The following is a 13,866-nucleotide window of genomic DNA, read 5'->3' on the forward strand; positions in this document are numbered from 1 at the left end:
GCCGATGGCCGAGAGTCGCAAAATGCGACTCTCAGCGGCGAAAACGCCGCAAAAAGATGCTGAGAGTCGCGAAACCCGACTCTCAGCTTCAAGAAACCCAAGACCCCGCTCACGCCGATGGCCGAGAGTCGCAAAATGCGACTCTCAGCGGCGAAAACGCCGCAAAAAGATGCTGAGAGTCGCGAAACCCGACTCTCAGCTTCAAAAAAACCGGAGGCACGGGCCTCCGGTTTTCCTCGTGTTATGCACTAGTTCTTAGGCGTCAAGCGGAACAGCTTCGATTCCATTGGCTCAAGCGTTACTTGCAAGGAGCCTTGTACATCCCCGGAAACAGCCCCCGTCCAGAGATCCTTCAGCTTATAAGCCGCACTGCCATCCAGACCCGCCCTTGCTAAATCTACGGTTTTGTCGACAGGCGTGCTTCCATAATTAAAGAGCGCAAGGTAGTAATCGCCTTTATCCTTCAGTACGAATGCTTCCGCAGCCTTAGCACCGGTATTCCCTTCGATCGGACGGAATGCTTTTCCGATCTGAGCGACTTCCAACACCGCCTTATTGGTTAGCAGCGCCGTCATGTATTCCTGCGCTTTCGCATCGCGAACGTTATCCGAATCCATAAACACCGTTCCCGAAATAACGGCGGAGTTGACTCTGCTTCTTGCCTCGGTCAAGGAACCCGCTCTGGACAACGCCATATGATCGGGATCCGTGTAATGGTAGATCGTTCCGTTCTGCCACCAGCCATACGTCAAGGCGTTCAGCTGGAATTCCGTGTCGGAGATGCTGCCGAACGTATCGGTAGCGATGCGTCTGCTGTGCGCGTATTGGCTTGGGAACAGCGGCGCGATAGAGGCACTGATAAACATTTTATCCGCGATGAGACTGTCGACGTAAGCCATTCCTTGGTTATACGCTTGCGTTCCGGTTTGGACCGCTGGGTCATAATGCTTGCCTTCCAAGGCACCGTGGGTGAGGAAATCCAGCTTGATATATTCAAAACCGAGATTCTTAAACCGGTTAAGGAAATAAGTAATCCGATCCTTAGCCCCCGGGTGAGACGGATCTACCGCATAAGCGCCGTCCAATTTAGGCAGCGGGTTGCCCGACTCGTCGCGCAGGATGATATCTCCGTATTTATAGCTCGATCCCTCGACCTGCTGCTCCATATTGTCGCCCCAGTAAACGAACGGTCCCCAATAGATGCCGGCCTTCTGTCCGTTCTCGCGGATCTTGGCAACAACGTCCGCTAATTGCGCTTCCGTTAGATTGTCCCAGTACGAATCCAAATTGATATAGGTGACCTTCTTATTATTGAAGCCTTCCTTCTGCAGATGCTGCTTCACATAATCGGACGTGTCCAGCACATCCTGATAGGTCAAATTGCTGCCGAAAGCACCCCAGCTGTTCCAGCCGACAGGCACGCCTTCAGGAACCTTTTTGCCGAAAGCGAGCGGCGGAGCAATTACTGCGTTTGCCTTCCCGTACTCTTCCATGCCTTTCCGATAATCGCCATAGAAGCCGACGAATGCCATAGGCGATGTCAGTACGGTTCCTTTGATGCTGCCATGAGCCACCGAATCATGCGTTTTCGCGGTCGAAGCGCCGCCGAATACTTCCAATTGATTCAAACGATTATTTTCGCCGGTGAAGCGAATTCCCGTTTTCCAAGTATCGTGCGTCACCGAACCCACGATAAGTCCGTTGCGGCTGGCATTATCGTAGATCGCGGACACCTCGTAACTGGTATCTGCCGAATTGATCGGCACGGCTTGGTGACGAATCCACATATCGTTGTCATAAGGAACGGATAATACCCGCCCGTCCGTGTAGCTGCCGATGTCGATGCCGCCGGTTGTATTCGTTACAAGCGGAGCCATATAATTCGATTGCAATTCGGCAGCCGAAACCGCCTCTGTTCGGGTGAAGAAATAAGGCTTATCCTCATAGAAGCTGTACCACTGGTTCAACGTCGGACTTCCGGCTTGGCTGTTGACGAACTTCACCTTAATGCCTTTGCCGAAGCCATCCTTCAGGGGAGTGACGTCCGCCATGGAGAAGCTGTGGCTGTCATAGCAGCTGCTCGCCTCATCTTCGAACTTGCTGTATACGCCTTTGGCAATCGTCTTATCCTTCCAGGCATAGTCCGCCATGCCGTTGTCCGTGCGGTAAGTAACGGCATAGTCGCCATTTTGGATCACCACTGCATCTGCATATTCGGAAATCTTGATCGACCCGAACTTCTTCTTGGCCACCTGCTCTCCGAGCGCCGGCGCTTCCGTAATGACCTGCTCGCAAGGCTTTACTTGATCCGCATCTATCGGGGTTACGACGATTTTGTCCATATCCGGTGAATACCCGCCTCCATCCGAGAACAGAATGGTGTTGCTTCCGGCCACCAAGTTGACGCTGATGGTCTGTGAGCCTACGGTGCTCCAATCCTTCGTGCTCTGGAAGAGAATGTTCTGCGCCGGACCGCCGTTCGTGCTCACATCGGCAGCACGCGGATCTCCGGAAATATAATACACCGTCAGGTTATAGCTGCCTGTGGATGGAACGTTAATCGCATTAAATTGCAGGGAAGCGCCTTGATAGAGATTCCCTACCTTCTGTCCGCCGGAGCAAGCGCCGCAATTAGACACGGCAGCATTGCCTGTCAGGGTGTTCCCCGAAGCCTCCGCCTCATAACCTTGTGCAATCGGATAAACGTCGATTTTATCAAAATCAGGCGAGTACCCGTTACCATCGGAAATGTCGATATAGTTGCTGCCTTGGACAAGGGTCATCGGGATCGTTAACGCAGCTAACGTATTCCAGTCTGCCGTCTTGTCGAAGTCAATATGGCGGGAAGTGCCGCCGTTCGCGCTGATGTCCGCACTTCTCGGATCTCCGGAGATGTAGGAGAAAACAACGTTATACGAGCCGGCTTCCGGCACCTCAATATCGGTAAAACGCATGCTGCTTCCTTGGTACAAGCCCCCCACCTTCTTGCTGCCTGAGCAGCCGCTGCAGTCGGCGATCGAAGCGTTTCCCGTCATCGTGTTCCCCGCCGCTTCCGCTTCGTAGCTGTAAATGACTTCGTTCGCGTCGCTTGCCGTGGCGTCCGCACTGGAGAGCGAAGACGTGCCGAATGAAAAACTACAAATAAAGATGAAGAGTGCCAAACAAGATGTGAGCGTTTTCATAATGAACTCCTTCCAACCTTTTATTTGAATACATCTCTCAATTTAATGCAGCGCGTATTGCCGTACAATCCCAATATCTTACGAAACATACGGCAAAACAAAGGAATCGCGAGGCCAATAATTATTCGGAGCCGACGAACGCAAGTCATCATCCGTTCTCTACTTTCGATCTACCATCCTCAACTTCTTTCGGAATGTTCGTTGTAAGATAGCGTTTACACGCTATACTTAAGAGAAAATCCGCAAAGGAGAAGGTTCCGAATGAGCTTTCTGCGCCGGCTCACCCTGTATCCCAAGCTCGTTCTGACCTTTCTGGTCATTATCGTCCCTCTCGTTACGATCAGCCTTCTCATGAATATTCGCAGCGAGCGCCTCGTCCGCAACGAGATCACCGGCTCGATGCAAGCCAAGGTCAATTATTATATCAACGCGCTGGAGGATGATTTCGGACCTCTGGTTACGCTGGAGCAGCAATATACGCTCGACGATGACATCTTTAATCTCGCCTATTCTTCGATCATCATGACCAGCGAGCAGTATACGAATGCGGTCAGGAATGTCCAGAAGAAGCTGCAGATCCTAAAAAATATGAGCCCTTACGTGGAAGACGCCTTCGTCAATTTCCCCGTGCTCGACCGTAAAATATCCGCTTTATCCTTCAACGAATTGAACCACGAGGAAGCAGCCGCTTTAAACCAAATCGCCGATACGTTCGAATCGCCCTTCCTGCTCTATCGGAATCGGCTGTGGATGAGTCTGCCCTACCCGAACAATCTGGCGGTCGGCCGCGGGTTCACGATTGCGCTCGAAATATCGAGCGCTGCGATCAAGGATTCGCTGTCCGGCTTCCTCATCGACGGCAATGGCGGCGCCATGCTCATGGACCGGGATTTATCCTGGAGCGAGACGAGCGGCAATGTGCCTTCCGATCGCGCCAAGCTGCAATCTCTTATCCGCAATCAGCTGCAAGCCGGACAGAAGAGCGGGTACGAAATCATCGAGGACGGGGACTCCACGTACTACGGTTTTTTTGAGAAATCATCGAAATTAGGGCTGACGCTCGCGATATTCGTGGAAGAAAGCAGCTTCATCGGTCCGCTTAAACAATACGCGATTTGGTTATGGGCCATCTCGATTGCCGCTCCGATTCTCATTCTGCTGTTTTCCTATCGGCTCTACCAGGTCATCCATACGCCGCTGAAGCGACTTGTCGCCGCCTTCAAAGGACTGGAGAAAGGCGACCTCTCGGCTCAATTGAACTATCGCTCCAGAGACGAATTCAATTACTTGTATTTGCAATACAACCGCACCGTGTCCAGACTGCAGGATCTCATTAACGAAGCCTACGTTCATCAATACCAGATTAAGGTTGCCGAGCTCAAGCAGCTGCAATCGCAGATTAACCCGCACTTCTTGTACAACAGCTTCTTCAACCTGCACCGGCTGGCCAAACTGCAAGAGAATGACAAAGTCGTCGCCTTCTCCAAGCATCTGGGCGAATACTTCAAATACGTCACCAAGAACGCCGACTTCGTGCCGCTCGATCAGGAAATCAAGTTCTGCCGATCCTATGCTGCCATTCAAGGCATTCGGTTCGACGATCATGTCCGCGTCGAATTCGGCGCGGTTCCGGAACGCGTCGGCTCGCTGGCCGTGCCCAAGCTGCTGCTTCAGCCGCTTGTCGAGAACGCCTACCAGCATGGACTGGAGGACCAAGTGGAAGAGGGGCTCGTCATGGTCACCTTCAAGGACTGCGGGGATCATGCCCAAATCGCGGTGGAAGATAACGGGGCACTGGAGGAGGAAGAGCTGGCGCATATCGTCGCTCTGTTGGCCGATGCGGACTACAAATCTGACAGCGAAGGCTTGCGCAACGTTCAGCTGCGCATTCGGCTGAACTTCGGCGAGCATGCCGAACTGCTCGCGGATCGGGGTGCGCTCGGAGGCTTGCGGATGACCATCATTATTCCATTAAAGGAGGCATAAAGCGATGTACCGACTGTTGATCGTGGATAATGAACCGATTATCGTAAGAGGACTTCAGCAGCTTTTGGCGGAAGAGGCACCCTTCGAGCTCGATATCTATGGCGTGCATTCGGCGGAAGAGGCGCTGCGGCTGCTCGGCATCATGAAGATCGATATCGCTTTGCTCGATATCCGCATGCCGGGGATGAACGGCCTCGAGCTGCAAGCCAAGATAGTCGAGCAATGGCCGGACTGCAAAGTGGTTTTCCTGTCCGGTTACGACGACTTTTCTTATATCCAGACCGCTTTCCGAAACGGCGGCGTCGATTACGTGCTGAAGATGGACGGCGATGAAGCGATCATAGCTGCCATCCAGAAGGCGATCGATGAGCTGTCTCGCGCAAGCTCCATGAACCAATTGATGGACCAAGCGAAACATAAGCTGCAGCAGTCGCTTACCCCTTTGCAGAGAGATTATGTTAGCCAGCTGATCCATGGGCTTGCGCCTGCCAAGCAGGAGCGGATGGATGAGCTGAAGATGGCGATGGACACATCCGTCCCTCCGCTTCTTCTGATCTCGCGCGTCGACCGCTTTGCACCTTCGCATTCCGATTCGGATAAAACCCTTATGTATTACGCGCTGCAAAATATTGCCGGCGAGTTCTGGGCAGGCTGCCGGGCTTTCAGCGTCATGCTTGATCCGTCCGCGATGGTTACCTTTGTCCAGCCTGTGAGGAACAGTCAGTGGGAGACGGTCAGCCCGCGATGGATCCGGTTCGTGCATGGTCAGCTGGAAACGATCCAAGCCGCCTGCAAACAATATTTGAAGCTTCCGGTCTCGTTCGTCGCCAGCTCGGAGACCGTCCATTGGGCTGACATTCACTTGAAATACGCCGAGCTTAAGCAAATGTTGTTCTACGGCTTCGGCCAGCGGACCGAAATGCTGCTCACGGATGACGTCAATCGAAATTTTGCTTCGGGAAGCCCGCAAACCAACGAGACGATCATCAAAGCCCAAAGCCGCTTAAAGCAGCTCTTATCCTCCGAGATGGCGCTGGAGAATCGGCTGCTCGCCGATTTCGATGAGCTAGCCTCTCACTCTCGCAAGCTGACGGGCAATCATCCTTTTCTGTACGAAATGTACAACGGCATTGCCTACATGCTGTTATCCGCCATTAATCATCAGCACCGGACGGAAGCGTTTCCGTCCGATTGGCTGACCAAGCTCGTCTCCCTGGATGCCCACTCCTCGTGGGAGGAGGCGCTCGATTATATGCGGGACATCATCCGCCGGCTGCTCGACATTCGCAATCAAGAGAGCGAGGCTGGTGCCCACCTGCTGATCGCCAAGCTCAAATCCTTTATCGACAGCCACTTGAATGAAGACCTGTCGCTCGTCCGGCTGGCTGAAACCGTCTACTTGAATCCGACCTACTTGTCGCGATTATTCAAGCAGCAGACCGGCCAAGGGATCTCCGAATATATCGCCGAGCTTCGTCTGACGAAATCCTGTGATCTGCTCCAGTTCTCGAATCTGAAAATACAGGATATCGCGCTCAAGGTCGGGTTTGATTCCGCGACGTCCTTCGGAAGGTTCTTTAAGAGAGAAATGAACGCCACGCCCCACGAATATCGGGAGCGCGCATCCGTTTCATAAAGAAAAGCCGCCGGTTGACAGTTCACCGGCGGCTTTCTTATGGGTTTATTGGAACACGCGGACATAATCGACGAACATGTCGACCTGATTGTTATATCTGGCGAGATCGATCGGCCAACCGCCGCCAAGCGCCAGGTTGATCATGAAGTACATCGGCGTTTTGGCTTGGTCGAACGTCGTATGGCGCCATACCTCTACGTTATCGATGTAGTAGATGGTGTCGGTCGGCGTTATTTTGGTGCCGTAAATATGCCAGGTCGACGCGTTGTCGCCGAACGCAAAGTTAGAGGAAGAACAATGCGTGTCGTGCATTTCCGGGTTACCCGCCCACCAGTGCTTCGCCTGGCAAGCGCCGTTCGGATCCTGCCCGTACGCTTCGACCGTATCGATCTCCGCCGTCGACGGCACGCCTTGCGAGATGCTGTTCTGCGACATGAGCCAGAATGCCGGCCAGGTTCCTTTGCCTGCAGGCATCAGAATGCGAGCCTCAAAGTAGCCGTAGGTTGCCGCTACGCCGGTTCCGTTGGTACGAACGGAAGACAGCAAGCCGCCGGTGTAGGTGCGGTTCCAGCCCATCGGATCAACCGTTCCGGACGGCGCTTTCTTGGCGCGGATGCGCAAGTAGTTGCTTCCGAGGATCGCAAACGGATCATTCGCGCTTCCGTAATCGGCGAATATCGCTTCGCCGAATTCCGTGCCGTTCGGCGCATCCGGTTTCGATGTTGCATAGGTAGCTCCGGCGCCCGTGCGGGATGCCGACAGAGGGCCTGTGAAATCATCTTGGAAGAGCACGCTCATGCCGGACGCTTGCGAAGGCGCGGAAGGAATGCCTTGCTTCCAAGTGACTCCGCCTTCGTTATACAGCTGCACATAGCAGTTATCCGAATGCGCATAGTTCGGATTGCCTTCCGGCGAATCCCATGCGCTCAGAATGACCGTGATCGGACCGTGCGGGAAGTCCGCGGCCGGGAAGGTCACTTCGCCATATCCGTTTGCAGCAGGCGTTACCCGCTGGAACCAGCTATCATAGCCGTTCGCGTTCGGATGCGCGGTGTCCGGCTGATGCCAAGACCTTGCCCATACGTTCTGCATGCCCGGCGCGTAGAACTTGATCGTAATGGTCCCGTTAATCGAAGCACCGTAAGATGGCGAAACCACGCTTACTTGGTAATTCGGATATTCCCCTGTTGGCGGTTCCGTTGGCGGCGTTGTTCCGCCTCCGGTGCCGTAATACTTAATTTCCGTCGCGCCGGAAGCCGAACCGGATTGCGGCGTAAAGACGATTCTCATCTTGGAGGTCGTAACGGCCGTAAATGTGACCGTATTGACCTGACCGCCCGTCGGTGCGGCCGGCGACTTGGATTGGCTTGCCGCGTTCGTCCAGGCCGTACCGTTCCAGTATTGCACGTTATAGGAAGCCGGGGCTTTAACGCCGCCTCCGTCATCGTAAATATAAATTTCAGCTTGCGATACGGTGCTACTTGCGCTTAAATCTTTCTGCACCCAATCGGTTGCATTCGGCGATTGGTAGCTGGTCCAGCGATTATGCGGCGAGTTCACGTACGAGATCGTTCCGTCATCGACATCGTCCACTTCATCCATGTGGAACGTGTACGAGGCTGTGGATGTTCCGGCCAGCGGCGACGATGGCGGCGTAGTCGGAGGATCGGTAGGCGGTGTGGAAGAACCCGTGCCATAAGCGATTTCGGTCACTCCCGATTTGGAGCCGGATTGATGCGTGAAGACGATTCTGAATTTGCTTGCCGACACGGACGTGAAGGCTACCGTGTTGACTTGGTTCCCTGTAGGAGAAGCCGGGGATTTCACTTGGCCGGCGGCATCCGTCCATGTGCTGCCGTTCAAGTATTGCACCTTGTAGGAGCTCGGTGCCTTCACGCCGCCTCCGTCATCGTACAGATAGACTTCAGCGCTGCTTCTCGTTACCGCCGAGCCGAAATCCGTCTGTACCCAGTCCGTCGCGTTCGGCGATTCGTACGACGTCCAACGGTTACTCGGCGTATCGTCGTAAGACACAATGCCGTCATTCACCTCGCTCGTCGCGTCCATGAAGAACGTGTAAGACGCCGTGACCGTGGCCCCGGTGTCATACGCAAAGACCTGCATGCCGGAGAACAGCGTGGACAAGAGAACGCTTACAATTAGAAACGATAAGAACGCTCTCCTGGGCCTTAATCTCTTCTTTGTCATTAATCATCACTACCTTTTCGCTAATTTGGGCTGCAAATGTATTATAGCGAAGCCGCGCTTCGCTGCCATCAGCCGTTCGCTACTTTCGCTCTACCGATTTCTACTTCTTTGGAGCCGGTCAAGGTCAAATAAAGCGCAGTCCTTAGCGGACTGCGCTTTATTTTAATCTAAGGGCAAACTCGTCCGCAGCATGATGCAGCGGAATTCGCCTTCACCCTCCGCTACAGTGGAGGCGTCCCCGGGCTTAGCGGGCCTGCATGCACAGTAGAAATGATAGAATCGATCCTTCCAATAGATGACCGCGGACTTATGCGCATGCGTCTCGTCCGCCTCGCCCGGCTCTCCATGCGGGATCCACGGTTCATCTGCGATTTTCCAATTCGTTAAATCCTTCGACGTCGCCAGCAGCCCCTGCGCATGCTCGCCGTCAAACCCGAAGCCAAAGTTTACCCAATTGCCCGTCCTGCTATCGAACCGGATATGGGGATCGCTCACGTATTGGCTGTAGAACGTCCCGGGCTTCACGCCCATAACCGGCTCACCGCCGGGGAGCCTCGTCCAGTGCAGCAGATCGTCCGACACCGCCAGCCCCGTCTCCTCGGTCCATGGCCAATTCGGTTTATCCTTGGCATTGTAGTACATCCAATACCGTCCCTCGTATTCGACGAAGCAGCACTTGTACAAGCCGCCTCGCTCCCAATCCCCGCCGTTCTCATAGGAGAGAATCGGTTCATCGAGACGATGCCAGTCCAGCAAGCTCTCGCTCTCGCACCAAGCAAGCCCCATCTTCGCTCCCCCGGCTTCGTAACCGAACTCGGGATACGCATGATAGATCATCCAGTACTTTCCGTCGACTTTCTTCAAGCGGGGAAGTTCGTATAAATCGTTGTTCTCCAGCAGCACCCAGGAATAGGCGGCGCCTACATAATCCCAGCGTGAGGAGTCTTCCCCGCGGTCCAAAATCACGCCTTCGCGCCCCCACTCGACTAAGTTGTCGCTCGTAGCCAGCGCCGTCCGATACCCTAAACCATCAAAGCCGATATGCATCATATAAAACCTGTCGTTATGGAAGAAAACAAACGGACAATCCACCGACATCGCATTATAGCTGCCGGCCTTACCTGAACCTTGAAGCACCGGCGCTTCCCGCTTGTACGGCGCGCGCAGATGATCAAATTCACCTTGTACGAAACCTGCCATTCGCTTCGGGGCTCCTCTCTTCTTCTACTCAGCTACTCTTTCACGCTGCCCACGATAACGCCTTTAATGAAGAATCGCTGCAGGAACGGATACACGCAAATGATCGGCAAGGCGGCCAGGAAAATCTGCGCGCCTTTCAACGTGCGGTCCGAAATATCCGCCAGCGCCTCTGCGTCCGCCATCGAGACGAGACTGAGATCGCGGTTAATGACGACGGTTTGCAGATAGCTTTGCAAGGGATATTTGTCCGGCGAGTTCATCAAGATGAGACCGTCAAACCAAGAGTTCCAATGCCCGACCATGGAGAACAAGATCAGTGTGGCGATAGCCGGCATCGACAGCGGTACATATACCTTCCATAATATTTTCCAATGTCCTGCTCCGTCGACGAAAGCCGCTTCCTCCAGCTCTTTGGGCAAACCGCGGTAGAAATTTAGGAGCAATACGGCGTTGAACACGTTCACCGCTCCGGGCAGAATGAGCGCGCCCATCGTGCCGAGCAAATGAAGCTTCTGAATTACGAGGTACCAAGGAACAATTCCGCCCCCGACGAGCATCGTCAAGACGAAGAACCAGACGTAAAACAATCTGCCCCTAAATGCGAATGATTCCTTCGACAGCGGGTATGCGAGCGTAATGGTCAGCAGCATGTTCAGCGCGGTCCCGAGCAGCACCCGCTCCACGCTGACGCCGAGGGCCTTTACGAACTCGGGCTTTTGCAGAACGAAACGATACGATTGCCAGGTGAAATCAACCGGCCACAGCGACACCTCTCCGGAGCTCGCCGCGGTGCTCGAACTGAGCGATACCGCAAGCACGTTAACGAGCGGGAACAAGCAGAGAAAGGCAAGCAGGATGAGAAAGAGTGCGTTAAAGACGTTAAATACTTTTCCGGATACGGAAGTCGTCTTCATTATGGGTTCCGCTCCTTATTTAGAAGATTCGGTAGTTGGCCAAGCGATAAGCGAGATAATAGGAAACGGATATCAAAACGATCGATACGCCTGATTTTATCAACCCTACGGCCGTTGCCAGGCTGTACTGGGCTTGCTCAAGACCGAGCCTGTACACGAGCGTGTCGATGATGTCTCCGCTTTCGTAAACGATCGGACTGTACAAGTTGAAGATTTGATCGAACCCGGCATTCAGCACGTTGCCCAAGCTCAAAGTCGCAAGAAGTACGATAACCGGCGCCATGCCGGGTAATGTAATATTCAGCATCTGCTTCCAACGGTTCGCCCCATCGATAACGGCAGCCTCATAAAGCGCCGGATTGATGCCCGCAAGCGCGGCCAAGTAGACGATCGTGCTGAAACCAAACTCCTTCCACACGTCCGAGATGACGACGACAGCCGGAAACCACTGCACATGGCCAAGGAAAAAGATCGGCTCGATGCCGAACACGCCGAGGAACTGGTTCACAATGCCTGAAGTCGGCGACAGAATATCGATGAGCACGCCGCCCAGAATAATCCACGAAAGAAAGTGAGGGAGATAGATAAGCGTTTGAATCGAACGTTTAAACACGTGCTTACGCACTTCGTTGAGCAGAAGCGATACAACGATCGGCACGACTAACCCTGCCGCGATTTTCATCACGGCGATGAAGACCGTATTGCGAATGACCTGCCAGATGTCCGGCAGCTTGAACATATAGTCGAAATTATCCCAGCCCACAAACGGAGAATGGGCAAAGCTCTTTACGACGGAAAATTTCTGGAACGCTATTACGAGTCCTGCGATCGGGCCGTAACTAAACACCAGCACCAGCAGGAACGAGGGGGCCACCATCAGATGCAAAGGCAGCTGTCGGCGCATTTTCGGTTTCAACATCTACGGACACCGCCTTCCCGGCACAAGATAAGGAAGGGAGGCCGGAAGCAAGTCCCGACCTCCCGATTACGTGTATGGCTTAAGATGACTAATGATTCATGGTGTTTATCATTTTTTGGCGTACCAATCGTTAACTTCCTGCGTAATTTGTTCGCCGCCGAGTTTGTTCCAGTCGGATACGAATTGGTCGAAGTCCGAGATCGGCGCGCCTAGGATGATCTTCGTAAACTTCTCCAGCACCAATTTATCCAAAATCGCTTGTTTGTCCGTCATGCCCGGCGTTGGAGCGCCGAAGAACTCACTCTTCATCAGCAAGCTTTGGTCGACGTAGTTTGCTCCGATGACATCCCATGAACCGCCGGCTCCGAATACTTTGTTCGTGCCCCAGTTTGTTTTGTCGCCGCCGTTGAACAGCACGATTTTGTCGTAATAGCTTTTCTCTTCCGGCGTCAGTTTGGCTGCATCATTGGCTTGAAGTGCCGTAACGACGTTCTTATGCACGGACAGCAGGCCTTGCGGTGTTCCGAAGCCGCCTTGCAGCAGCGCGTATTTGAAGAATTCGATCCCATCCGCGCTGTGGAACTTGGCAGGCTCAGCCGTTTCTCCAACGATCTTCTCATTGTAGAGGTTGAACAGCTTCACGATCGCTTCCGGATGCTCGGCGCCTTTCTTGACGACCCAGAAAGCGTTGAAATCCGCTTTCGATTGCGCCATGGCAGGCGTTCCGTCCACGGAAGGAATCGGGAACACGCCCCACTCGGCGTTTGGATCTTTATTCACGCCGTCTTGAAGCGGCCACAGCGGATTCCACATCGCTCCGAAGCTCATGCCTACTTTGCCGGCCGTTTGCAGCTCGGCTGCTTTACCGCCGTCTTTGACGCCGAATTCTTTGTCGATCACGCCTGCTTTATACAGCTCTTGCAGCTTCGCGAGGGCGTTTTTCATTTCCGGCTGCGTGCTGCCGTTGACGAGCTTGCCGGAGCTGTCTTTGATCCAGATGTTCGCGTAAGCGTGGAACCCGTTCATGAAACCGGAGAAGTCCGGGTATCCGCCGAACAAGTCCTTCGAAGCAGCGAGGCCGTAAGTGTCGTTCTTGCCGTTGCCGTCCGGGTCCTTCGTCGTGAACGCTTCCGCGATAGCGATGAAGTCGTCCATCGTTTTCGGTTCAGGCAGGTTCAGCTTCTTGAGCCAATCCGTTCTTACGTACAACAGCGGAGCGCCGCCCAGGTAATCTTCCGCAGGCGGGATACCCATCAGTTTACCGTCGTACATGGCGGCTGATTTGGCATTCGTACCGCGGTCGATCATCGTTTTCGTCAATTCGGAACCGTAGTCCGCGACGTACTGCGTCAAATCCTCGAGCTGGCCGCCTTCTGCCAATTGGCGGAACTGCACGGAGTCGACTTGGAAGATGTCCGGCAAATCATTCGATGTGATGGTCAGGTTCATCTTCTGTCCGTACTGGTCGCCGTTGACGATCCATTTGTACTTGATCTTGATGCCGAGGTCGCTCTCGTACGCTCTGGTCCATACGTTGTTCTCGATGGTGTCGCCGTCTTTGAATTTGTAAGTAGGGTCGGTGTAGCGAACGGCCGTTACTTCGATCGGCGGATCGTATTTAGCGTTCGGATCGATTGCCGGAGCTTCCGTCTCGGCCTGCGCCGGTTCGTTCGTGTTTGTCGTTTCGGATGCTGTTGCCGTGTTGGTCTTGGCGTTCGTCCCGCCGTTGGTATTGTCGCTATTATTGCCGCATGCGGTCGTAACCGCCAGCAAAAGAGCAACGGATGCGGTCAAGCTTCTGTTGCGCAGCTTCTTGTTCAT

At 53.9% G+C, this 13,866-nt stretch carries 8 protein-coding genes; 2 read left to right on the forward strand and 6 right to left on the reverse strand.

Going from position 1 to position 13,866, the window contains the following annotated elements; all coding sequences use genetic code 11:
- Positions 1-248 precede the first annotated feature (248 nt).
- Positions 249-3,182 (reverse strand): carbohydrate-binding protein, encoded by a 2,934-nt coding sequence (locus I8J30_RS27765; protein WP_210663737.1) that lies wholly within the window; start codon positions 3,180-3,182, stop codon positions 249-251.
- Between the two features lie 261 nt (positions 3,183-3,443).
- Here I8J30_RS27765 and I8J30_RS27770 point away from each other — a divergent pair, with 261 nt between their 5' ends.
- Complete coding sequence (locus tag I8J30_RS27770) at positions 3,444-5,168, forward strand: sensor histidine kinase (protein ID WP_210663739.1); 1,725 nt, start codon at positions 3,444-3,446, stop codon at positions 5,166-5,168.
- Between the two features lie 4 nt (positions 5,169-5,172).
- Positions 5,173-6,804: a response regulator transcription factor gene (locus I8J30_RS27775; protein ID WP_210663741.1), complete on the forward strand. Its 1,632-nt coding sequence runs from the start codon at positions 5,173-5,175 to the stop codon at positions 6,802-6,804.
- A 45-nt stretch (positions 6,805-6,849) separates the two neighbouring features.
- On the opposite strand, the gene I8J30_RS27780 is transcribed toward I8J30_RS27775, so the two are convergent.
- The 5 genes from I8J30_RS27780 to I8J30_RS27800 form a co-directional block, all read right to left on the reverse strand.
- Complete coding sequence (locus I8J30_RS27780; RefSeq protein ID WP_210663743.1) at positions 6,850-9,012, reverse strand: galactose-binding domain-containing protein; 2,163 nt, start codon at positions 9,010-9,012, stop codon at positions 6,850-6,852.
- A gap of 162 nt (positions 9,013-9,174) precedes the next feature.
- Positions 9,175-10,212: a hypothetical protein gene (locus tag I8J30_RS27785; RefSeq protein ID WP_210663746.1), complete on the reverse strand. Its 1,038-nt coding sequence runs from the start codon at positions 10,210-10,212 to the stop codon at positions 9,175-9,177.
- Between the two features lie 32 nt (positions 10,213-10,244).
- Positions 10,245-11,126, reverse strand: a complete 882-nt coding sequence (locus I8J30_RS27790; RefSeq protein ID WP_210663748.1) for a carbohydrate ABC transporter permease — start codon at positions 11,124-11,126, stop codon at positions 10,245-10,247.
- Between the two features lie 19 nt (positions 11,127-11,145).
- Positions 11,146-12,045, reverse strand: a complete 900-nt coding sequence (locus I8J30_RS27795) for an ABC transporter permease (RefSeq protein WP_210663750.1) — start codon at positions 12,043-12,045, stop codon at positions 11,146-11,148.
- 108 nt (positions 12,046-12,153) lie between these two features.
- Entirely contained in the window at positions 12,154-13,866 is a 1,713-nt protein-coding gene (locus I8J30_RS27800) for an extracellular solute-binding protein (RefSeq protein WP_210663752.1), read from the reverse strand.

The organism is Paenibacillus lignilyticus (genome assembly GCF_017942085.1).
Taxonomy (GTDB): Bacteria; Bacillota; Bacilli; order Paenibacillales; family Paenibacillaceae; genus Paenibacillus_Z; species Paenibacillus_Z lignilyticus.